Source organism: Amycolatopsis sp. NPDC054798, from assembly GCF_053611505.1.
On sequence record NZ_JBSHAM010000008.1, the window covers coordinates 135,091 to 154,620 of the forward strand.

A 19,530-nucleotide genomic window follows, 5' to 3' on the forward strand; every position below is an offset into this window, starting at 1 on the left:
GGGGGCTTTCCGGCCCCCTCCCGGCGGTCAGACCCGGACCAGCATTTTCCCGGCGTTCTCCCCGCGCAGCATCCCGATGAACGCGTCCACCACGCGCGAAAACCCTTCTGCCACAGTCTCGTTCACGAGCACCTGCCCGCTGCGGAGGTGCGGGATCAGGAATTCCTCGAATTCCTCGCGCGCGTCCAGGTGATTGCGCACCAGAAACCCTTCGATCCGAAGGCTTTTCCCGACGACGTCGAACAAATTGTGCGGCGCGCTCGGCGGCGTGCGCAGGTTGTTGTACTGCGCGACCGATCCGCACCAGGCGACCCGGCCGCGTTCGCGCAGGGCATCGATCGCGGCGGCCAGGTGATCGCCGCCGACGTTGTCGAAGTACACGTCGATTCCGTCCGGCGCCGCTTTGGCGAGCAGGTCGGTGACCGGGCCGTCGTGGTAGTTGAAGGCGGCGTCGAAACCGAGGTCGCGGGTCAGCTGCTCGACCTTCGCCGCGGATCCGGCGCTGCCCACGATCCGTCCCGCGCCAAGTAGCCGGGCGATCTGCCCGGCCGCGCTTCCCACGGCACCGGCCGCCGCCGAGATGAACACGTCGTCGCCGGGGCGGACTTGCGCGATCCGGGTCAGGCCGACGTACGCAGTGAGTCCGGTTCCCCCGAGGACGCCGAGGTAGGCGCTCAGCGGAACGCCGTCCGCCGGGGTGATCGTGCGGGCGTCGGCGGGGGTGAGGACGGCGTGGGTAGCCCAGCCGTGCCGGTGGAACACCGTCGTGCCGACCGGCAGAGCGGGCTCCTTCGATTCGACCACCTCGCCGATCGTGCGGCCCTCCAAACCGGCGCCGAGTTCCCAGCCGCCCCATTCCATGAGTTCGCGCATGTACGGATCGACGGACAGGTACCGGTTTTCGACCAGCACCTGTCCGTCGGCGAGGTCCGGCAGCGGCTGGGTGACGAACTCGAAGTCGGCGGCGCTCGGCGCGCCCTCGGGGCGGCGGATTTGGCGGACGGCGGTCAGGGACACGGGATCTCCTTAGCGAACGGCTTGACCAGCAACTTAGGCACGGCGGAGCCGCCGCGGCAGACCGCCGGATCGATGGTTCACGCCAATCCATGAATCTCGCTCATGCTTCCGATTAGGCTGGCCGCATGGAAGCTGCCGACCTCACTCCGGGCGAGTTGCGCCTGCTGCTCGCCGTGGAGCGCACCGGCAGCTTCACCGCCGCTGCCGCCGAGCTGAGCCTCACCCAGTCCGCGGTCTCGCACGCCGTCCGGACCTGCGAACGCAAGGTCGGCGCCGTCCTCTTCGACCGCGGCCGAACCGGTGCCCGTCCGACCGCTGCCGGTGCCCGCGCGCTCGTGCACGCCCGGCTGATTCTGCGCCAGCTCGACGTTCTCCGCGCCGAAGCCCGGGGCGCAGCGGCCGGAACCCTCACCGGTCCGTTGCGGATCGCCGCTTTCCGCAGCGCGGCCGCGCATCTCCTGCCCCCAGCGCTGGAACGCTTGGCTGCCAAGCATTCCGGCCTGAACCCGCAGGTGCTGATCGTCCCCGAACTGGGCCGAGGCACCGCGGGCGAGGTGGCCGACGGCCGCGCGGACGTCGCCATCGCCACCCTCGGCGAGGACGAAACCCCGCCGGCCGGATTGGTCGCCGGAGAACTGTTCCGGGAGCCGTATTACCTGGTCAACCCGGGCAGCCTGGCCGATCCGCGCGGCCTGCCGCTGCTCGACTGGCCGGAGAACTGCTCCTCCTACACCCGGTCCTGGTGGGCTCGGCAGGACTGGCTGCCGTCAGCGAAAATGGAGGTCGCCGACGACGGCGTCGTCCTTTCCATGGTGGCGCAAGGGATCGGCATGGCGATCCTGCCGAAGCTCACCCTCGCCGCCATCCCGCCCGGAGTCGCCGTCACCCCGATCGCCGACCCGCCCACCCGGCGGATCGGGTACGTCGCCACCTACGCGGGCGCACAGTCCCTCGCGGTGCGCGAACTGGTGCGGGAATTGCGGGCGGTGTCCGAAGCGGTCAAGGAAAGCGCGAAATAGTCAGGCAGCGGCACGGGGTCAGTGCAGCGGGGTGAGATGCTCGTGCCCGATGACCCGCTCGCGATGCCGGACAGTCAGGTCGAGCCCGGAGATCTCGTAGCGGTAATCGCCGTTGGACGCGGTGAATCCGGTGGAAGTCCGGTCGGCCGGAAGCGAGATGTGATTGTCCGCAGTGGCCGGTTTGCCTTTGATCTGACCGTCGTAGTGATACGAGCCGTCCGAGCCGACGCAGATCGTCACGGTGTGTTTTCCGGTGTCGTACCGGGCCACCAACCCGGCCCCGGAACCGGAACCGGGCAGCCACTGCGCTGCCTCTGCCGGACACGGCGTCGCGGCCGAGGTTTGCGCGGGCTGCTTGAACTTCGAGCCGAGGTAGGCGAGGAAGCTGCTGCCGTAGATGAGCGCGAAGAGGCCGAAGGCCGCCAGCACCAGCCAGGGGACGACTCGGTGCTTCCTCCGGGGCGAGACAACCGGTCGCGGGGGGTACGACGGCGGCTTCGGCGGAGAAGGGGGTCGTGGCGGCGGCACCGGGGCCAGCGCGATCGTCGGTCGCTCCGGTTTCGTGTGCTTCGATTCCACGAACGCGACGGTCTCGTCGGCCGCGATCGTGAGCGGACGATGGTCGGGGAGAGCAAGTTCGCCGGTCGCGCTTCCTGCCTCCCGGCCGCAGACCCGGCACACCGACTGTTGCGCGTAATTGTTGGTATGGCAGGAATCGCACGACCAATCAGCCTTGTCCGGCATCGAATACCACCACCTCGTCATCGTCTCCGGAGCGGAAGGTCACCCAGTCCTGGTCGCGGGGAGCGCGACGTACCGGAAGCGGCGCGAGTACCGGGGCCGACGGAGGTCTCGGCGGTCTCGGAGGACTTGGCGGGCCGGCGTGCGGCGGGGCGCTCACCTCGTCGACCAGCCTCTGCAGGAAAACCCGGTACCGCTCCGGAAACCACATCGGAAGTTCGACCAGCGCGTCCCGGCCCCAGCGCATGGTCAAGTCCAGCCGGAGCAGTTCCTGTCCGGTCAGCCCGGGTTCGATGGAGAGCGACGCCGCCGCGCAGCTGCGGACCGGGATCCGGAACTGCGCCGGCGGCGCTCCCGGCCGGGGGCGTTCGCTGACGATCAGCAACGCCCGGTCCCGGTACAGCACGACGTCCGGCCCCTCGATCGCAGGCGGCAGCGGGCGCGGGGGAGCTTGCGACGGCGGGGGCAGCACGTGCCGCCGCCGGCCCGGCCAGCGGAAGCGGCGGCTCAAAGACTGCTCGCGATCGTGGCGATGATCTGGTCCATTTCCCATTCTTCGAGCCCTTCCCCCGCGGTGGAAGGAAAGAAGAGCGTGTTGTTCCAGTCGTCGGCGATGTCCTCCCACGGATAGGCCTCGGGCGCGAAGAGCAGCAGCCGTTTGGCCGAGTTCTCCATCTGCGCGCCGCGCTGCTGTGCGTGGCCCCACCAGGTGAAAAGCTCGTCCAGCGAACCCGGGATCGCGGACGGGTAACCGGCGGCGCCGCGTTGCCGCGGATCGCCGAGGCGATGCGCGGGCGCGTCGGTGAAAACGACGATCACGTGCCTGCGCCGGTCGAGACCGGTCTCCCATTCGGACTGCATCGCGACGGCGAGAGCTTCCAGCCCGGACTCGGGTTCGTCCCCGCCGCCGTCCGGCTCCAGCGCGCGGACAGTGCGTTCGAACTCGTCCACCTTCGCCGGCACGGAAAGGAACTCCGTCGCGGACAAGGCGTCGTCGGCGCGGTCCCCGAAATCGCGGAACGCCACGACCTTCAGCCGCAGGCTGCGGATCCGCCTGCCCTTGTCGGCCATCTCCTGCATGAGCCTGCCGGGGAAGGTCAGCGCGCTCGCCTTCACATTGTCCAGGATCGGCCGCATGCTTGCCGTGGTGTCGATGCACAACACGATGTCGACCGCGTAGCCGAGATCGGTTGCGGTTTGCTGGTTCATCGGGTTCCTTTCGCTGGCAGACGGCCGGTGAGATTGATCCGGACCCGGCTGCGCGCGGCGGACGGGCGCTGGGCGCGCAGCAGGGACAGCACGTCGTTGATCGTGGGCCGGGCCGAAGGCTTGTCCCGCATCGTTTCGGGCAGCAGCTCGGCCCACTCCGGCGGCAGCGCCGGATCGAGTTGCAAGTCCGCCCCGGCGAGCACCGCTGCGGCAGGTGACTCGAACTCGGCCGGAAAATCGGGCGGTGCGCCGGTCAGATAGGTGTGGATCAGCAGTCCCAGCGCGAAAACGTCCACCGCGGTGGTGAGCTGGGAGGCCCGGACGCCCGGGTCGCCGCGGAGGTAGCTGAGCCATTCCGGTGCGCCGTAGTAAGGGTTTCCGCCGACTTCGCCGGCGTCCGGCGGCTTGCCGGAAACGTAGGAATCGTCGAAGTCGATCAGCTTCGCGATGTGCAGATCGCTGCCCGGCGGCCGGTGGATCAGCACATTCTCCGGCCGGAGGTCGCCGTGGACGATCTTGTGTTCGTGCAGCAGCGCGACGCTTTCGCAGAGGGTGTGCAACAGGATGGCGCGATCCGGCGCGGCCAGGTCCGCGGGAGCCACGTCCACCGGGTCGATCCGGTCGGTGACCTTGTAGTAGCGCGTTCCCTCGGCGAAAAAGGCCTTCGCCAGTACGAGATTCCCGGCGTGCGGATGGTCCGCGCGCAGGATGCGCGAAAGTTTTTCGTGCCGTTGCTCGAATTTCCGGCAGGCGGCGAGGCGGCGTTTCTTGTCCTCGACCGAGCCCATCGAGTCCGGGCGCGGGCGTTTGGGTTCGAGGAATTCCTTGACGAAGAACTCCTTGCCGTCCTTGCGGGCGAACGCCCACAGGCATTTGCCGGCGTTCGCGTTCGACGGGCGGGTGACGATCTCGTAGCCCCGCACAACCGAACCGAGTTTCACGAGCCGCTCCCTTCGCGAGGAGGCAGCCGCCGTTCGTAGTGCTCGCGGTAGGCGAGCCAGGAGCGTTTTCTGGTCTCTACCAACGCTGTTCGCCCGCTGGCGGTCGCCCGGCGCATCGGTTCGGCGTGTTCTTCCCGCAGCCGGTCGAACCGGGCGCGGAAGCTCGCGCGGACGGCGGGGAAGTCCTCGAACCCGAGTGCGACGATCGCGATCGACGCGTCGTCCTGGGTGTAGGACTGGACTTTTTCCGTGAGCAGCACCGACCAGTGCATCGCGTCCTGCGCGCTCAGCAACGTCTCCCACAGCGCGTACTCGAACTCCGCCGGAGTGCCGACGTAGCCGAAGAAGCCGTCGGTCGCGGTGATGAGCAGGCACGGCAGTCCGGCGGCTCCCAGGCTGCCGTGGATCTGGAACGGGCCGCTCGCCTGCACCAGGTTCGTCATCGGCGGATCCTGAAGCAGCAGTTCCAATGCGTCGCCGGGTTCGGTGTCGTCGAGGCTGAGCTGCTGCAGTCCGCCCCGGGGTTCCGCTACGTAGCACCGGGAATCCCCCGCCCACATGACCTGCCACGTGACCTGGCCGCCGGCGAGTTCGAAGAGCAGCCCGGCGAAGGTCGTCGGAAGCTCGCGCTGGAGCTTGCCCCGGATTCTTCGCTGAGGCAGCACGCCGGTGCCCAGCCGATGGGCCAGGTGCGTCGCGAGCACGTGCGGGGCGACGCCTGCCGTCGTGTCGACGAACCACTCTTCGACCAGAGCGCGGGCCCGGCGGGACGCGAGCCAGGCTTGGGTGCGCAGCTGCCCGGACGGCGTTTGGCCCGCCGGGGCCCGGCCAGCGCCGCCGACCCCGTCGAAGACGGCGAGCAAACCGGACCTCGTCGGCCGGTGCAGGAGCACGAGCGGGTCGGCGTCCTCGCCCTTCCCCGCGATCCGTTCCGTCCACACCGCGATGGCGGCGAGTGCTTCCTCGGTGTGCTGCCACAGGCGTGCGGTGCCTCGCGCACCGGGAGGTACGTCCATGCCTCAGTTTTCGCTTTCCGACTCGGCGGGCCGCATGGAGCCCCGCAGCCGGCTGGCGCGTTTCGAAGACGGCGCTTTGTCCTCGGCGGTCTCCTTCTCCGGGGGAACGTTGCCCTCGACGACCTTGGCTTCTTCGATTTCCGGGGTGCCACGGGACTCCAGGCTGTCGCGGAGTTTCCGCCGCTTGCCGGGCACGGCCTTGCTCCGGTCGAAGAACTGGCCGAGGACCTGTTCGCGCACCTCGGAGGCGCTGAAGTTCTCCATGTCGGTGCCGGACAGCGTGCGCAGCACGTCGATCTGGGCCTTCACCTCGGCGGCGCGGTCGGCCCGTTCCCGGTCGAGGAGCGCCATCGGGTCGCCGTCGTCGATCGACATGATGTGGGCGAGCATGTCCTCGCGGGTCCCGCCCGCGATCGGGCGCATGGCGTCGAAGGACATTTTGCGCACCCGGATTTTCCGTTGCTCCGTCACGAATTCCTCGTTGTCGACCATCGAGACCGACACCGAGTAGCCGCTGAGCCGCACGGCGGGCGAATTGCGCGCCGAGTTGAGCCGGGCGGAGATCGCGCTCGACGCGGCCGCGGGTTCCAGCACGTCGAAGCGGGCCGCGGTCTCGCGCACGATCGACGTGAGCGACGGCAGCAGGCTGGCGGTCATGTCGGTGACCTTGTTCAGCGCGATGGCGACGGGGTCGGTGACCTGGCAGGCGAACTCGACCGTCACACGGAACGTGAAAGCCGGGTCGGAGCTCGACACGAGGATCGTGAAAGAGAGGCCGCGCGTGGCCACGTCGATCAGATGCATCCGGCGGTAGTTGCCGGTCCGGGGTTCCGGCACGCGTTCGCCGTGGCTGACCACGAGCGGGGTTCCGGCGGCCCGTTCCAGCACCATCGCGACGCCGAGCTCGGGCGAGCGCAGCGGGGCGCTCAAGCGCATGCGCCGGACTTCGACACAGCTGAGGATCGGGTTGTAGGTCTGGCTCATGATGCTTCTTCCTCGAGATCGAGCAGGGTGTCGTGGAACTCGGCGGCTTGCTCCGACGGGTCGTGCGGATCGCACGCCCAGCCGCGCAGGAGGTGCAGGACCCGTTCGAAGTCCGTCGTCCCGCGATCGGCGATCCCGGTCAGCACGCTGAGCACGGTGTCCGCCATCGAGCGGTCGCGGTCGGAAATGCGCACCCACGACCGCAGGGCGTCCTCGGCGAGGACCCTGGCCGCCGAGTTGGCCAGCGCCCGGCCCCAGAGTTCGGGCAGCACTTCCCGGTGCCGGTGTTCTTCGCGCATGAGCAGCGGGCGTTCGCGCAGACCGGCTTCCGGCGTGACGGCGAACGCGAACATCGTCAGCGCCTTGATCTCCGGTTCCCCGTCCTCCGAGCGCTCGGTCCACTCGAGCAGGGCCTCCAGCACCTCCTCCGCGCAGCCGGATTCGAGCAGCGCTTGGGTGCTGACGGCGACGGATTCCAGCAGGCCCCAGTCGCCGAGGCGGACGAGGCGGCGCAAGACGCGCAACGCGCGCCGGGGATTCTGGGTGCCGAGCTGCCCGCCGACCGCCAGGCCCGCGGTGATCGGCAGCCTGCGGATCTTGGGCTCGCCGACGAGGTCGGCCCACCGCTCGACATACGACCAGGCGATGCCGGCGTTGCCGGGACTCTGCGCGCCCGCGACGTTGAGCCCGTACGCGGCGCTCTGCTGCAGCAAGGGCGAGTCGGACGTGGCCCAGTGCAGGAGGTATCCGTGCACGCCGTGCTCGAAATCGGTGTTCGCGAGGATTCCCGCGGCGTGGGCTGCCCGCGCCCGCACGTCGACGTTCGTGTGGTTGGCGAGGTTTTTCAGCCAGGTCAGTATTTTCTCGCGGGCTCCGTCCAGTTCAAGCCACAGGATGCCGAGCACGGCGACGCGCAGCCGCGCCGATTTGAAGCGCAGGCTGGCCCGGCCGCGTGCCTCGTCGGAATCGAGTTCCAGCCAGCTGCGCTCGGCGACGATCTTGCGCAGGTACCGCAGCGTGAGCGTCGCCGAACTGCCGTTGCTGAGTTGCCGGTGGAGTGCGATCGCGGCGTCCGCGACGTGGAGATAGCTGGCGTTTTCGAGCACCGCGGTGGCGAAGACGAGCGCGACGTCCACGCTGCCCGGGTTCTGGCTGAGCCATTCCCGGACCTGACCGGTCGGATCGCGCAGTTTGTCGATCGCCTTGCCGACATCCTCGCGTTCGCGCACGGCGTTGACCACCGCCCGCGCGACGCGAGCCGCGAACTCCGGATTGTCGCGTTCTTCGAGCAGTTCCTCCACCCCGGCCGCGGCCAGCTGGTCGCGAAGCGTTTCGGGGTCTGCCCACGGAACTTCGCCGTCCAGTCGCTTGTGCACGATGTCCATCGGATCCGGCAGTTCGAGTTCTTCGACGACGAACTCGTCGCGTTTCGCCGTGGTGGCAAGGGATCCGGCGGCCGGGCCGGTCACGACTACGAGGTGGCTTTCCTCGTCCTGCAGGCGTTCGGCGGTCTTCGCGAGCCAATCGTCGGTGAGTTTGCCCGCGGAGAACTTGCCGTCGCCGTTGTCCGGGTCCACCACGAGGTAACCGCTGCGGGGATGGGGAATCCGCCAGCTCGGATTCCCCAGGATCGTGGTCGGGATCCGGTAGACCGCCGCGTTCTCGCCGAGCACCTCCCGCATGGTCGCCAGCGCGCGGCTGAACCGGCCGGTGCTCGCCGCGTCGGCGATGATCAGCAGATGGTTGCTGTCCAGCCGATCGACGCAGTCCTGGAAGTCGGGCGGCGGCACGAAGTACTCGATCGCGGCGAGATCCTGTTGCTGTACCCGGGCTCTGCCTGATCGCCGCGAGGTGCTCCGGCTGCCAGGACCGGCCAGGAAATCGCCGTCGGCGTGCACCTCGTGGAAGATGTTGAGGGTCGACACGCCTTCCAGCCGTCCGACGGCCTCGGAGACGATCTTGCTGAACTGGACGTTCAGCAGGTCCGAGGCCTGTCCGCGAAGATCGTGGACGGCCTGGTCCCGGTCCGAGGGCGGCGGGGTCTCTTTTTCGGCCGAGGCAGGCTCCGGGGCCGGCGGTTTCGCCGACTCCTTGGGAGCTTCCTCGGCCGGAGTCTCTTCGCTCAAGAGTCAGCTCCGGAAAAAGGGGTGGTGGGAGAGACGGTCAGCGCGGTCCGGCGTGGAAGTCGCCGCGCACGTCGACCCGCTCGTACTGGTTGACCACGCCGCCCTGGTGTGCGTGGGCGGTGAATTTCGTGCCGGTTTCCGCCGGGGAGATCCGGCGCAGACCGGGGATGAGCTGCTCCAGCTTCTTCGCGAGCCGGTCGATGTCGGGGACCGCGTTGCGGAACTGGATCCGGATGTCCTGCACGTCAGCCAGCTGGCGAAGCGGTGCGGGAAGCTCCTCGCGCGGAATCCGCGGCGTTTCCAGCAGGACCGGAATGACGCGTTTTCCCAGCTCGAACGCAGTGGTTATCTCCCGGCGGACGAAATCCTGGGGGTCGTCGAGCAGGCGGTCGCCGTCCGCGTTGGCGGCGTCCAGCCAATTTCGTCCGATCACCACCAGCAGGGCTTCGGACGCCTTGACCGCGTCGAACAGGTACTGCTCCCATTCGGAGCCGAGTTCGATCGACTTGGAAGCGAAAAAGACGGCCTCCGGACCGAACGCGCGCGACAGTTCGTGGTCGAGCAGCGCCACGCCGAACCGTTCGTCGGCCGTGCGGTAGTTGAGGAAGATCTGGTTCAACGAGCGGACCTTTCCGGTTCGGGGAGGCCGTGTGCGGCACGGCCCGTGCCGTCGGGGCGGACGGCCGCGGGGAGCAGAGAGCAATCTTTGGCATCCGAACGGCTGCTTGACAAGACCTACTTGAGGGTAGGGGAGCGTTTCCTGTTTCCGATCGAGTACGGCGCTTTTGTCCAGCTTTTGACTACCGTCGCCGGACTGGAAATAATGATCTACGAAATCGGCTTGACCAGATCGTTCTTCTGGTCGAAATCGCACTATGCTGAGCGCTCGTTTCCTGTTTCCAGATGTTGTCGGCAACGTCAACCCGGGTGGGTGAAGACTGCCGGTCGGGCAAGATGGGAATTCGACGAAGGGCGGTGCGCCAGGTGTCTTCCGTGCCGGAGACGTTCGGGTCGAGAGTGCGAGCGATGCGGACCGCCGAAGGGCTTTCGCTGAGCGAGTTCGCCCGGCGGCTCTACTACAGCAAGGGCCACGTGAGCCGGGTCGAAACCGGTGCGCAGGCCCCGTCGGCTGAGTTCGTGCGGAAATGCGACGCCTTGTTGCGCGCCGGGGGAGACCTGATCGAACTCGCCCGCGAAACCGAGCGGGCTTCCCGGCCGAGCGCGGCCGGGCCAACCGAGGAGGAAGTGTGGGTGATGACGATGATGCCCGAAGGCGGCGGTTCGTTCAGTCCGGTCGCGCGGCGGGACGTGCTGATCGGCGGGATGGCGGTGATCGCCGGGCTCAAGGTGTCCGGCACCGGTGTGGTGGCCGTGGACGCGGAGGCGCAGTTGCTTCAGCACCGGCGATTGTTCGACGCCGCGCGAGCCCTTGGGCAGTCTTCCTCGCCGGACGTCGTGCTGCCGATGGTGGTGGGCCAGGCACAGGCGTTGCGGACACTCGCCGCGCAGGTGGGCGGCCGGGAGTTGCCGAAAGTGGCCTCGCTGGCGGCACGGACGGCCGAGTACGCGGGCTGGATGGCGCAGGAGTCCGGCGACGACGCTGCCGCCGCCTGGTGGACCGCACGGGCAGTGCGCGTCTCCGGGGTCGCCGGCGACGAGTTCCTGTCGAGCTACGCATTGGTCCGGCAAGCGCTGATCGCGATGTACCAGGGAGACGGGGAGGAGACCGTCGCGCTCGCGCGACAGGCGCAGGAGCGGAAGAACGTGCCGCCCCGGGTACTCGGGCTCGCGGCGCAGCGGGAGGCGCAAGGACGTGCCCTCGCCGGAGATCCGGACGGATGCATGCGAGCGCTGGACCGGGCGCGGGCCTGGCTGCAGGACCCCGAAGGCATGCCTGCCGGACCGGTTATCGGCACGTCGCAGGTCGCTGACCCGGTCGGCGTCGCGACCGGCTGGTGCCTCTACGACCTCGGCCGCCCGGCGGAGGCGGCGGAAGTTCTCGACCGGGAACTCGCGCGGATCCCGATCGGCGCCGTACGTGCCCGCACCCGGTTCGGCCTGCGGTTGTGCCTGGCTTATGCGGCGTCCGGTGAACTGGAACAGGCGTGCCGGCTCGCGCAGCCCTTGCTGGCGCAGATCGCCCAGCTCGGCTCCGCGACGATCCGGACCGATTTGCGGAAACTGGCTGTGGTGCTGCGGAGATGGCACGCCCATCCGGACGTCCGCGCGGTGGGGCCGGAGCTGACCGCGGCCTTGAGCGCGGCGAGGTAGGCCGCTCCGTCCCGGCCGCGAACCTGGTTGGCCTGCCTGCTTTTCTCCCGCTGAGCTGCCTCCCGCGCCGGAGTTCTTCCGGCCGCGTCGATCCCTGACAAAGACCATCGTGCCCGGGAATTTGACACCTTCCGCGCGCCCGAACGGAGGTTGTGCCCCTCCTGGCGGCGGCCAGACTGGAGGCACGCGTTCTCGCGGCAATGTCCCAGAGCTGGGCATTGGTCGAACCCAAGTCGCCTGTTCGGTGCGTGGTTGCCGCTTGTCGTTCTTCGGGCCTCCCCGGCCAGGCGGGAGAACAGGAGGACGAATGAGAATCGACGGAAAGACACCCGCCGTCTTGGCGGCTGTCGTGGCGGTGGCGATGTCGGTGGCCGGGTCGGCGTCGCCGGTCGCCAAGCTGGGCACGCCAGCGTGTTCGCCGGACACCACGGTCAACACCGACGACGGTCCGGTGTGCGGTCTCGCGGGCGCGGACATCAAGTCGTGGCAAGGGATTCGTTATGCCGCGCCGCCGGTCAGGGAGCTGCGCTGGGAATCGCCGAAACGGCCCGCGCCCTGGACGGAGCCGTTCGCCGCCACCGCGGAGGGCAACGAGTGTCCGCAGCCAGCCGGTACCGGTCCGGGATCGGAGAACGAGGATTGCCTCAACCTGACCGTCCGCGTGCCGGCCAAAGCGGGTCCCGGTCCGTTTCCGGTGATGGTGCAGATCCACGGCGGCGGATTCCTGTTCTGGAAACCGCAGGACGCGAGCCGTCTCGTCACCGCGGGGCACGTCATCAGCGTGGAGGTCAATTACCGGCTCGGGATTTTCGGCTTCCTGGCACACGAATCGTTCGGTGAGCACGCCGGTGACTACGGCCTCCAGGACCAGCAAGCCGCGCTCCGCTGGGTGCAGCGCAACATCGCGAAGTTCGGCGGCGATCCGCACAACGTCACGATCTACGGTGATTCCGCTGGTGGTTCGAGCGTGTGCGCGCACACCGCTTCGCCTGGCTCGGCCGGGCTGTTCCAGCGCGGGATCAGCCAAAGCGGGGAGTACAACTCGCTGCTCGGCGTCGACACCGTATGGCAAACCCAGGACTGCAAAGCAAAACTGCCCACTGAGAAAGAAGCTCAGCTGGCCGGCGCACGATTCGCCACCGCGCTCCGGTGCAGCACCGCGGCCTGCCTGCGCCGTCTGCCTGCGCGGGACGTGCTCAACCAGGCGGGACGCGGCCGGGGGCCGGACAGCGGCACCATCGCGCCGATCGTCAACGGGACAACCCTGCCGATGTCGCCCGCCGAGGCGTTCGCCACCGGGCACGTCAATCGCGTGACGCTGATGCACGGGGTGGACCGCGACGAAACCCAGCTTCCTTCCGCCGCAACCGCCGCTGATTACGACAAATTAGTGAAGGAACAGTATGGAAAGCACGCTCTCGAGGTTCGCGCAACGTATCCGCTGAACCGGTATCCCGCGCCAGCGCCGTTCCTCGCGTTCCGCACTGCCGTCGCCGACTCCAACTCGGTCTGCCCCGCGCTGCTCAACGACGAGCGGCTGGCCCGGCGCATCCCGGTCTTCGCCTACCAAGTCGACGACACCGACGTACCGCCGCAGTTTTTCGTCGACCCCACTAAGCCAAACGGTGCCTACCACATCGCCGAATGGCAGCTGTTGTTCCCGAACGGCGTCCAGCTCACCCCTAACCAGCAAGTGCTTTCCGACCAGCTTCTGACCCAGTGGACGGGGTTCGCCCGCACTGGAAACCCCACTGTGGACGGTGCGCCGCAGTGGGATCCGTACACAAAGGACAATCCTGCGGTGATGGTGCTCAACGCCGCCGGGGACAGTCAGCTCACCACGGAGATCCCGCGGCAGCATCACTGTGATCTGTGGAATCCGTTGACTCCCTTCGTCGGGCACCGGTAAGGAGGCCGTCCACGTGATCGGGTGCGCCGAACTGTCCGGCGCACCCGATTGCTTGCGAATCGGCTCTTATCGAAAAGAAAACCTGATCACATAGTCGCGAAAGCGTTTTGTAGCAGCGTTTTCCAAACTCGGCTGACAGGGCGGATTCTGGCAGCTACCGTTGATGGTCCGTCGGGGGACATCCTGGTCAAGCAGGGTGGAGGGGCGGCAGGGGGCAGCGAGTTGAGCACGGCTGAAACGGAGATCGCGGACAGACCGGCGCGTTCCTTACGCACTGCGGCATCGCTGTCGCAGTGGAATTTGTGGACCCAGCGGCCGAGCCTGATCGCCTACTGTCTCCTAATCGAGACCGTCGCTGTCGTCGGAACCGGGGCTTCGGTCTGCACCGAGCGTTTCTCCGGCTGGGATCTCGTCGTCTTCGGTGTGCTGAGCGGATGCGGTCTGCTTCAAGCCGAACTGGGCCGCGAGGTCGAACGTTTCCGGCTCGGGTCCGGCACGCCGCACATCAACCTGACTTCGGTGTGGAGCTTCGCCGGCGTGCTCGTTCTGCCGTCGGCCCTGGTCACGGGGCTCGTCGCGATCCTCTACGTCTACCTGGCGGCCCGAAGCCCTTATCGCGTCCGCCGCGTCCCGGCGTTCCGCGTCGTGTTCAACACCGCTCTGGTCATCGTCACCTGTCAGGCCACGGCGCTCGTCCTCTCCTGGACGCCCACCCCCGACCTTGACGTCGCTGTGCACGCCGGATGGCCCGGCTTCGGCAGCCTGGCCCTCGCCACCTTCGCCTACTTCGTCATCGCCGCACTGATCACCGTTCCCGGGCTCAACGCGCCAGACGGGTCGCTCCGCGCCCTGTTCGGCGGCTGGGGCGACAACCTGCTCGAAGCCGCGACCCTCTGCCTCGGCCTGCTGACCGCACTCGCCGTGACGATGATGGCCGGACTGGCCCTGTGCGTCCTGCCGCCGCTTCTGGTCATTCACCGCGCAGTTCTCGTGAAGCAGTTGGAGATCGCCGCGACCACCGACGAGAAGACCGGCCTGTTCAACACCACCGGCTGGCACACCCTCGCCGCTCGCGAACTCGACCGGGCCCAGCGAACCGCCGGCTCCAGTTTCGGCGTGCTGATGGTGGATCTCGACCGCTTCAAACGGATCAACGACCAGCACGGGCATCTCGCGGGCGACACCGTCTTGCGCGCCGTCGCCGCCGCGATCACCGATGCGGTACGCGACTACGACTCGGTCGGCCGTTTCGGCGGTGAGGAGTTCGTGGTCCTGGTCTCCGACATCGGCCCGGCCGGAGTTCGCGTCGTCGCCGAGCGCGTCCGCGACGCCATCGCGCGGCTCTCCGTGGAGGTGTCCGCGAACGGCCTGAAGACGATCGACGGGCTCTCGGCTTCGATCGGCATCGCGACCTATCCCGAGGCCGGATCCGCCATCGACCGTCTCGTCCACGCGGCCGATCAGGCGCTCTACCAAGCGAAGAACACCGGCCGCGACAAGGTCGTCAGCAGCGCCGACCTCCGCTGACCGGATTGCCCCGCCCTTCGAAATGACATACGGTTCCGACACTGACACGCGATTCCGTAGAGGTGGCCGATGACCAAACGCGCACTGGTGCTCGGTTGCGGCGGCACACTCGGCTTCGCCTGGACAGCCGTCGCCCTCGCCGCGGTCGAGGACCAGCTGGGATGGGACGCGCGCGACGCGGACGTCCTGGTCGGCACGTCCGCGGGTGCGGAAATGGCGGCGTTTCTCGGCTCGGGCATCGGGGTCGGCGAGATCGTGGCCGCGCTCCACGGGGAACCGGCTGACGGGCGGGTCGCGCACCATCTCGCCCAGCACCCGGGCCTGCTGCCGCCGCTGCCTGCCCCTGTTTTGCCTGGTCTCGGCCTGACCGTCGCGGCGCTGCGCGGCCGGGTCGACCTGCTGGCCGGGCTGGCCGGTGTCCTTCCGAAGGGACGCGGCGACGCCGGATGGCTGCGCGCTCTCGGTGCGGTGCTGGCCAACGCCGACGGCTGGGTCGACCACCCGCGGACCTGGCTCGTCGGGGCCGACCTCCGCACGGGGGAGCGGGTCGCGTTCGGGAATTCGCAACGGACACAGCTCGGCACTGCCATAGCCGCGTCCTGGGCCATTCCAGGCTGGTTCCCTCCGGTCGCCATCGGCGGCCGCGAGTACGTCGACGGCGGCACCGTCTCGCCGACGTCCGCGGACCTCGTCCTCCCGACCGGCGTCGAGGAGGTCGTGCTCATTCCGCCGATGTCCACCTCCGGCGGCGCGCCCGGGCGCGGCCTCGCCCGCGTCGAACGCCTCGCCCGGAAGGCGATGACACGGCGCGTCGACGCCGAGGTCAAGCAGCTCCGCGCCGCCGGAATCCGGGTGCTCCGGATCGAGCCCGGCCAAGCCGAGCTGGACGTCATGGGTCCCAATTTCATGGACCTGCGCCGCCGCGCCGACGTGCTGCGCGCCTGCCGGACCCTGACCCCGGCGCGCGTGCGTGCCGCCATCGAGCAAGGAGCGACCCGATGAACTACCCCAAGATCGACCTCGACGGCGCGTCCGTCGCGATCACCGGCGGAGGAGCCGGGATCGGCCGCGCGGTCGCGGAGTTGTTCGCGCGCAAGGGGGCGCGGGTCGCGATCGGCGACCTCAACCAGGCGGCCGCCGAGGAGACCGCCGAGCTGATCGGCGGCACCGCCCACCACCTCGACGTCGCCGACCGCGACTCGTTCGCTTCCTTCGCCGCGGCGGCCGAGAAAGCCCACGGGCCGTTGCACGTGCTGGTCAACAACGCCGGCCTGATGCCGAACGGCGGCTTCCTCGAACTCTCCGACGCCACCGACCGGCTGCAGATCGACGTCAACCTCGGCGGCGTCCTCAACGGCCTGAAACTGGTGCTGCCGGGCATGGTCGAACGCGGTCTCGGCCACGTCGTCAACGTCGCCTCGCTGGCGGGCAAGTTCCCGGTCAAGGGACTGGCCGTCTACAACGCGACCAAGTTCGCCGTCGTGGGGCTGACGGCCGCGACCCGCCTGGAATTCGCGGACGCGGGCGTCAGCGTCACCGCCGTGCTCCCGTCGGCCGTCGACACCGCGCTCGCGTCGGGCTTGGACATGCGGCCGATCCCGAAGGTGCAGCCGGAAGACGTCGCCCGGGCGGTCGTCGAGTCGGTGCACAACCGCCGCGCCGAGATCGCCGTCCCCGGTTACGTCGGCCTGCTCGCCACGGCCGCCGGGATCACGCCGGAGCCGGTCCTCAACCGCATCCGGCGGCTTGTCCGAGACGACCGCGCACTGCACGCGGACCGTCCCGAACGAGCTGAGTACCGGGCGAATCTCCAAGCACAGCAGGGGTCCCGGCGGTAGTTACGCGACAAAGCGCAGCCAGCCCGGCGAGCGCCGCGTGTCAAGCCGGAGTCCCCATTCGCCAGCGAACAGCACGGTGCTTCCCGGACGCAGGGTGATGGTCATTTCCGCTCCCGGTTTTCGCCGAACCACCGACTTGCCGCCCACACAAAAGATTCCCGGGAAAAGCCGTCGTCGCCCGCCCACGCGACGATGCCGTCCGGCCGCACGAGCACTGCACCCAATCCGACGGAGCAGTGATTCTCGGCGCAGCGGCCCGGTTGCGCGGTGCCCACGACCGGACTGACCTGCAGGTCCGCGCGCTGAGCAGCCGCGCCCGGCTGACGCTCGGCGAAGAGCGCTTCGCGGAGGCGTACGAGAGCGGCTGGCAACTGCCCGCGCCGACGGGGTGACCCGAACCGACCCCCCGCGGCTGCGGCGGGTGACCGGTTCGTTTTCCGGATAGCTGAGCTGTTCGGTTACGCGGCTAGACCGTTCCAGGTGAGCCCTGCACGGTGGAGACAACCAGAGCATTCCCGGTCGCGGCGTTGGCCACCGGCAGACCTGGCCGACAACCGACAGGGAGAACTCCGCTGATGTCCGAGACAACCGAAAGGCCGCTGCGCCCCGGCGACCTGGCTATCCGGAGCGGTGCCGTGGGCTCCCTCGTACTGGTGCGGGTGCTCGGCTCGCTCGACCTGGCGTCCGCCGACGACCTCGCCGACGTGCTGGACACGCAGCTGCGGACCGGCCGCGACATCGTCCTCGACTGCACCGGCCTGGACTTCATGGCCGTCGTCGGGATGACACTGATGATCGACACCCACCGCGCCGCCCGCACCCGGCAGCAACGGCTGATCGTGGTGACCGGCGGCAACCGGGCCGTGCTGCGCCCGCTGCGCCTCACCCGGGTCGACGGCATGCTCAACCTCGTCGCCACCATCGACGACGCGTGCGCCCAGCTGGGGCCTCTGGCCGAAAGGTAGCCGTTTGGCATTCGGCTCGCGCGGGTAATCGGGTCCCTATCCCGCGGCAGGCAGACGTCTGCCGGGGTAGCTACCCGCGCGACGAAGGAGGGCCAACCGGCGCATGTCCACCCCTGCGCAGACCAGCGGACGCGTGGTGTTCGACAGCGACGACCTCGGCCGCACCGAAGAATTCCTCTGCAGTTCCTACGCCCCGATGCGCATCGGGAGCGGCAGCAGCGACGCCGGCGCCCACATCACCCGGGTCGCCTCGGACAGCGTCAGCGCCGACGAACTCGACCTTCAGTTCGACATGAGCTACGACGTCGACCCGCTCGGCCGGATCTGCCTCTGCGACATCGAAGCCGGAACCATCGAGAACCACCGGGTCGACGGGTGGGCGGAACCCGCCGCCTTCGCCCCCGGCGACCTGTTCTCCTTCGCCCCGCCCGACCGTCCGTATTCCGGCCAGATCTGCCGGGCCCGCTACAGCATCACCATGCTCGACCCAGCCGTGCTGACCCGCGTCGCCGGCACCGAACACCCGGTCCAGCTGCTCGACCACAAACCGGTGTCCGCGGCCGGTGCCCAGCACCTGCGCAACGCCATCACCTACCTGCGCGACCAGGTCCTCTCCGCGCCGGACATCGGCGAACACCCGCTGCTGGTCAGCACGGCGACCCAGCATCTGGCCGCCGCCGTGCTCACCGCCTTCCCCACGAACGCACTGACCGACCGGGCCGGCACCGACCTTGACGCCCACCCCCAAGCTCTGCGCCGCGCCATCGCGTTCATCGAAGCCAACCCCGAGCGCGACCTGACAGCCACCGACTTGGCCCAGGCGGCGGGCGTCTCCGCGCGGGCCGTGCAGCTGGCCTTCCGGCGTCACCTCGACACGACTCCGATGGCTTACCTGCGCCGAGTTCGCCTCGACCACGCGCGGGCCGAGTTGCGGGCTGCTGCTCCGGCGGACACGACGGTCACTCAGGTCGCGGCACGGTGGGGTTACACGCGGCCTAGCGCTTTCACAGCGCACTATCGCGCGGCGTATGGGGAGCTTCCTTCGCGGACTCTCCACGATGGCGCGCAGGCTGGGAGCGGGTTCCGCCCAGAACACGGTCTCCGGCTCGGTGCACGGCCAGGTGGTGCAGGCGAGGAACATTCGGTCCCTGCGGATCGCCACGACGCCGTGCGCGCTGCGGAAGCGTCGTAGTGGACCGCTGATCGTCTTGTTGTCCTCCGGAGCAGGACTGGCGGTCAGCCGGGCGGGATGCTGCCGTTGGCGGACAAGCAGCCGGTCGAGCCGTCGCTGCCAGGGCACACCGGCTCGGACCGGCATCTGCACCTGACGACCACGGTTTTCTCCTATTCCTCGTGGTGCGCCGAAAGCTGCCCGCGTAGCCCGTCGCCGCCCTCCGAGCCCATCGCGGCGCAGTCCTTTGTCACCACCGGAGAGGACGTTGCGCCCTGGGCAGCAGCACCGGCGGAGAGCAATCTTGAAGTTGCGAGAGCCGTCCGCAGGCCACACCCCCGACGAATCGGCAGCGGCCGCTCTCGCCGTCACCGGCGGCGGCGGTTCGGGATGCCTGTCCCCCTCACTCCCGCAGCCCGGCTACCGCCGCCGGCTCTCGCCCCAGTCGGCAGACGGTGCGGATCCCGCCAGCGGAGAGGAGAACGACATGGGTTTCGTTCCCCGCACACCCGGCCCCGGCCCCGATCGAGCGGCCGGATTCCCCGCCGGACTGCACGTGCGCGCACGCAGCGGCCAGTACGAAGGCAAAACCGGAACCGTCGTAGACCGCACCCCCGACCTTCGCCCCGGCTCGGTCTGGGTCGAATTCGCCCGGGGCCACGCCCGGCTCGTTCCCGGATACCGCCTCGACACCGACGAAACCCAGCTGACGCAGGACTGAAAGCCGGGCCCCTCGCTGTCGAAAACCTTCGTCCCCCGGAGTATCGTGGGCTCTGGTGTGCCGGGAAGCCTGGTC

Annotated in this window: 20 protein-coding genes; 10 read left to right on the forward strand and 10 right to left on the reverse strand. The window is 68.9% G+C overall.

All coding sequences use genetic code 11. The annotated features are described in order from the left end of the window. Nucleotides 1–27: 27 nt before the first annotated feature. Complete coding sequence (locus ACWGIC_RS07835) at nt 28–1,017, reverse strand: NADP-dependent oxidoreductase (RefSeq protein WP_452075117.1); 990 nt, start codon at nt 1,015–1,017, stop codon at nt 28–30. 125 nt (nt 1,018–1,142) lie between these two features. Between ACWGIC_RS07835 and ACWGIC_RS07840 the strand changes: the two genes are divergently transcribed. Beyond that, entirely contained in the window at nt 1,143–2,036 is an 894-nt protein-coding gene (locus ACWGIC_RS07840) for a LysR family transcriptional regulator (RefSeq protein WP_452075118.1), read from the forward strand. A gap of 18 nt (nt 2,037–2,054) precedes the next feature. On the opposite strand, the gene ACWGIC_RS07845 is transcribed toward ACWGIC_RS07840, so the two are convergent. Genes ACWGIC_RS07845 through ACWGIC_RS07880 form a run of 8 tightly spaced genes read right to left on the reverse strand, consistent with a single transcriptional unit; the run spans nt 2,055 to nt 9,672 of the window. Next, nucleotides 2,055–2,780, reverse strand: a complete 726-nt coding sequence (locus ACWGIC_RS07845) for a zinc finger Ran-binding domain-containing protein (protein ID WP_452075119.1) — start codon at nt 2,778–2,780, stop codon at nt 2,055–2,057. Continuing rightward, complete coding sequence (locus ACWGIC_RS07850) at nt 2,764–3,288, reverse strand: hypothetical protein (RefSeq protein WP_452075120.1); 525 nt, start codon at nt 3,286–3,288, stop codon at nt 2,764–2,766. The genes ACWGIC_RS07845 and ACWGIC_RS07850 overlap by 17 nt, the downstream gene beginning before the upstream one ends. Next, nucleotides 3,285–3,986 (reverse strand): vWA domain-containing protein, encoded by a 702-nt coding sequence (locus ACWGIC_RS07855; RefSeq protein ID WP_452075121.1) that lies wholly within the window; start codon nt 3,984–3,986, stop codon nt 3,285–3,287. Before ACWGIC_RS07855 ends, ACWGIC_RS07850 begins: the two co-directional genes overlap by 4 nt. Beyond that, a complete protein-coding gene (locus ACWGIC_RS07860; protein WP_452075122.1) occupies nt 3,983–4,927 on the reverse strand; it encodes a protein kinase domain-containing protein in 945 nt (314 codons plus the stop codon). The genes ACWGIC_RS07855 and ACWGIC_RS07860 overlap by 4 nt, the downstream gene beginning before the upstream one ends. After that, nucleotides 4,924–5,943 (reverse strand): serine/threonine protein phosphatase, encoded by a 1,020-nt coding sequence (locus ACWGIC_RS07865; RefSeq protein WP_452075123.1) that lies wholly within the window; start codon nt 5,941–5,943, stop codon nt 4,924–4,926. The genes ACWGIC_RS07860 and ACWGIC_RS07865 overlap by 4 nt, the downstream gene beginning before the upstream one ends. Nucleotides 5,944–5,946: 3 nt before the next feature. Further along, on the reverse strand, nt 5,947–6,927 hold the full coding sequence (locus ACWGIC_RS07870) for a hypothetical protein (RefSeq protein WP_452075124.1): 981 nt from the start codon (nt 6,925–6,927) through the stop codon (nt 5,947–5,949). Beyond that, on the reverse strand, nt 6,924–9,053 hold the full coding sequence (locus tag ACWGIC_RS07875) for a hypothetical protein (protein WP_452075125.1): 2,130 nt from the start codon (nt 9,051–9,053) through the stop codon (nt 6,924–6,926). Before ACWGIC_RS07875 ends, ACWGIC_RS07870 begins: the two co-directional genes overlap by 4 nt. Nucleotides 9,054–9,090: 37 nt before the next feature. Beyond that, nucleotides 9,091–9,672: a toll/interleukin-1 receptor domain-containing protein gene (locus ACWGIC_RS07880; protein WP_452075126.1), complete on the reverse strand. Its 582-nt coding sequence runs from the start codon at nt 9,670–9,672 to the stop codon at nt 9,091–9,093. Nucleotides 9,673–10,007: 335 nt separating this feature from the next. On the opposite strand from ACWGIC_RS07880, the gene ACWGIC_RS07885 reads away from it, so the two are divergent. The 5 genes from ACWGIC_RS07885 to ACWGIC_RS07905 all read left to right on the forward strand — a co-directional run bounded on the left by ACWGIC_RS07885 (nt 10,008) and on the right by ACWGIC_RS07905 (nt 16,598). Continuing rightward, nucleotides 10,008–11,324, forward strand: coding sequence for a helix-turn-helix domain-containing protein (locus ACWGIC_RS07885; RefSeq protein ID WP_452075127.1), 1,317 nt, complete (start codon nt 10,008–10,010; stop codon nt 11,322–11,324). 307 nt (nt 11,325–11,631) lie between these two features. After that, nucleotides 11,632–13,233, forward strand: a complete 1,602-nt coding sequence (locus tag ACWGIC_RS07890; RefSeq protein ID WP_452075128.1) for a carboxylesterase/lipase family protein — start codon at nt 11,632–11,634, stop codon at nt 13,231–13,233. A gap of 222 nt (nt 13,234–13,455) precedes the next feature. Then, nucleotides 13,456–14,760: a GGDEF domain-containing protein gene (locus ACWGIC_RS07895; RefSeq protein ID WP_452075129.1), complete on the forward strand. Its 1,305-nt coding sequence runs from the start codon at nt 13,456–13,458 to the stop codon at nt 14,758–14,760. Between the two features lie 69 nt (nt 14,761–14,829). Continuing rightward, entirely contained in the window at nt 14,830–15,762 is a 933-nt protein-coding gene (locus tag ACWGIC_RS07900; RefSeq protein WP_452075130.1) for a patatin-like phospholipase family protein, read from the forward strand. Next, nucleotides 15,759–16,598, forward strand: a complete 840-nt coding sequence (locus tag ACWGIC_RS07905; protein WP_452075131.1) for an SDR family NAD(P)-dependent oxidoreductase — start codon at nt 15,759–15,761, stop codon at nt 16,596–16,598. Before ACWGIC_RS07900 ends, ACWGIC_RS07905 begins: the two co-directional genes overlap by 4 nt. A gap of 101 nt (nt 16,599–16,699) precedes the next feature. On the opposite strand, the gene ACWGIC_RS07910 is transcribed toward ACWGIC_RS07905, so the two are convergent. Continuing rightward, nucleotides 16,700–16,873, reverse strand: a complete 174-nt coding sequence (locus tag ACWGIC_RS07910) for an aromatic-ring hydroxylase C-terminal domain-containing protein (RefSeq protein ID WP_452075152.1) — start codon at nt 16,871–16,873, stop codon at nt 16,700–16,702. On the opposite strand from ACWGIC_RS07910, the gene ACWGIC_RS07915 reads away from it, so the two are divergent. The 4 genes from ACWGIC_RS07915 (at nt 16,835) to ACWGIC_RS07930 (ending at nt 19,455) form a co-directional block, all read left to right on the forward strand. Next, nucleotides 16,835–16,990: a hypothetical protein gene (locus ACWGIC_RS07915; protein ID WP_452075155.1), complete on the forward strand. Its 156-nt coding sequence runs from the start codon at nt 16,835–16,837 to the stop codon at nt 16,988–16,990. The genes ACWGIC_RS07910 and ACWGIC_RS07915 overlap by 39 nt on opposite strands. A 183-nt stretch (nt 16,991–17,173) precedes the next feature. Continuing rightward, a complete protein-coding gene (locus ACWGIC_RS07920) occupies nt 17,174–17,563 on the forward strand; it encodes an STAS domain-containing protein (RefSeq protein WP_452075132.1) in 390 nt (129 codons plus the stop codon). A 103-nt stretch (nt 17,564–17,666) separates the two neighbouring features. Beyond that, the gene (locus ACWGIC_RS07925) at nt 17,667–18,755 is read left to right on the forward strand and encodes a helix-turn-helix transcriptional regulator (protein ID WP_452075133.1); all 1,089 of its coding nucleotides are present in this window, start codon (nt 17,667–17,669) and stop codon (nt 18,753–18,755) included. 466 nt (nt 18,756–19,221) lie between these two features. Continuing rightward, nucleotides 19,222–19,455 carry a hypothetical protein gene (locus tag ACWGIC_RS07930; protein ID WP_452075134.1) on the forward strand — a complete coding sequence of 78 codons (234 nt, stop codon included), beginning with the start codon at nt 19,222–19,224 and terminating at the stop codon, nt 19,453–19,455. The last annotated feature ends 75 nt before the right edge of the window (nt 19,456–19,530 follow it).

Bases quoted from the DNA above. Each gene is read 5' to 3' on its own strand.
- ACWGIC_RS07840 (WP_452075118.1), top strand. From the start codon at position 1,143: ATGGAAGCTGCCGACCTCACTCCGGGCGAGTTGCGCCTGCTGCTCGCC.
- ACWGIC_RS07845 (WP_452075119.1), bottom strand. From the start codon at position 2,780: ATGCCGGACAAGGCTGATTGGTCGTGCGATTCCTGCCATACCAACAAT.
- ACWGIC_RS07855 (WP_452075121.1), bottom strand. From the start codon at position 3,986: ATGAACCAGCAAACCGCAACCGATCTCGGCTACGCGGTCGACATCGTG.
- ACWGIC_RS07865 (WP_452075123.1), bottom strand. From the start codon at position 5,943: ATGGACGTACCTCCCGGTGCGCGAGGCACCGCACGCCTGTGGCAGCAC.
- ACWGIC_RS07870 (WP_452075124.1), bottom strand. From the start codon at position 6,927: ATGAGCCAGACCTACAACCCGATCCTCAGCTGTGTCGAAGTCCGGCGC.
- ACWGIC_RS07885 (WP_452075127.1), top strand. From the start codon at position 10,008: ATGGGAATTCGACGAAGGGCGGTGCGCCAGGTGTCTTCCGTGCCGGAG.
- ACWGIC_RS07890 (WP_452075128.1), top strand. From the start codon at position 11,632: ATGAGAATCGACGGAAAGACACCCGCCGTCTTGGCGGCTGTCGTGGCG.
- ACWGIC_RS07900 (WP_452075130.1), top strand. From the start codon at position 14,830: ATGACCAAACGCGCACTGGTGCTCGGTTGCGGCGGCACACTCGGCTTC.
- ACWGIC_RS07905 (WP_452075131.1), top strand. From the start codon at position 15,759: ATGAACTACCCCAAGATCGACCTCGACGGCGCGTCCGTCGCGATCACC.
- ACWGIC_RS07920 (WP_452075132.1), top strand. From the start codon at position 17,174: ATGTCCGAGACAACCGAAAGGCCGCTGCGCCCCGGCGACCTGGCTATC.
- ACWGIC_RS07925 (WP_452075133.1), top strand. From the start codon at position 17,667: ATGTCCACCCCTGCGCAGACCAGCGGACGCGTGGTGTTCGACAGCGAC.
- ACWGIC_RS07930 (WP_452075134.1), top strand. From the start codon at position 19,222: ATGGGTTTCGTTCCCCGCACACCCGGCCCCGGCCCCGATCGAGCGGCC.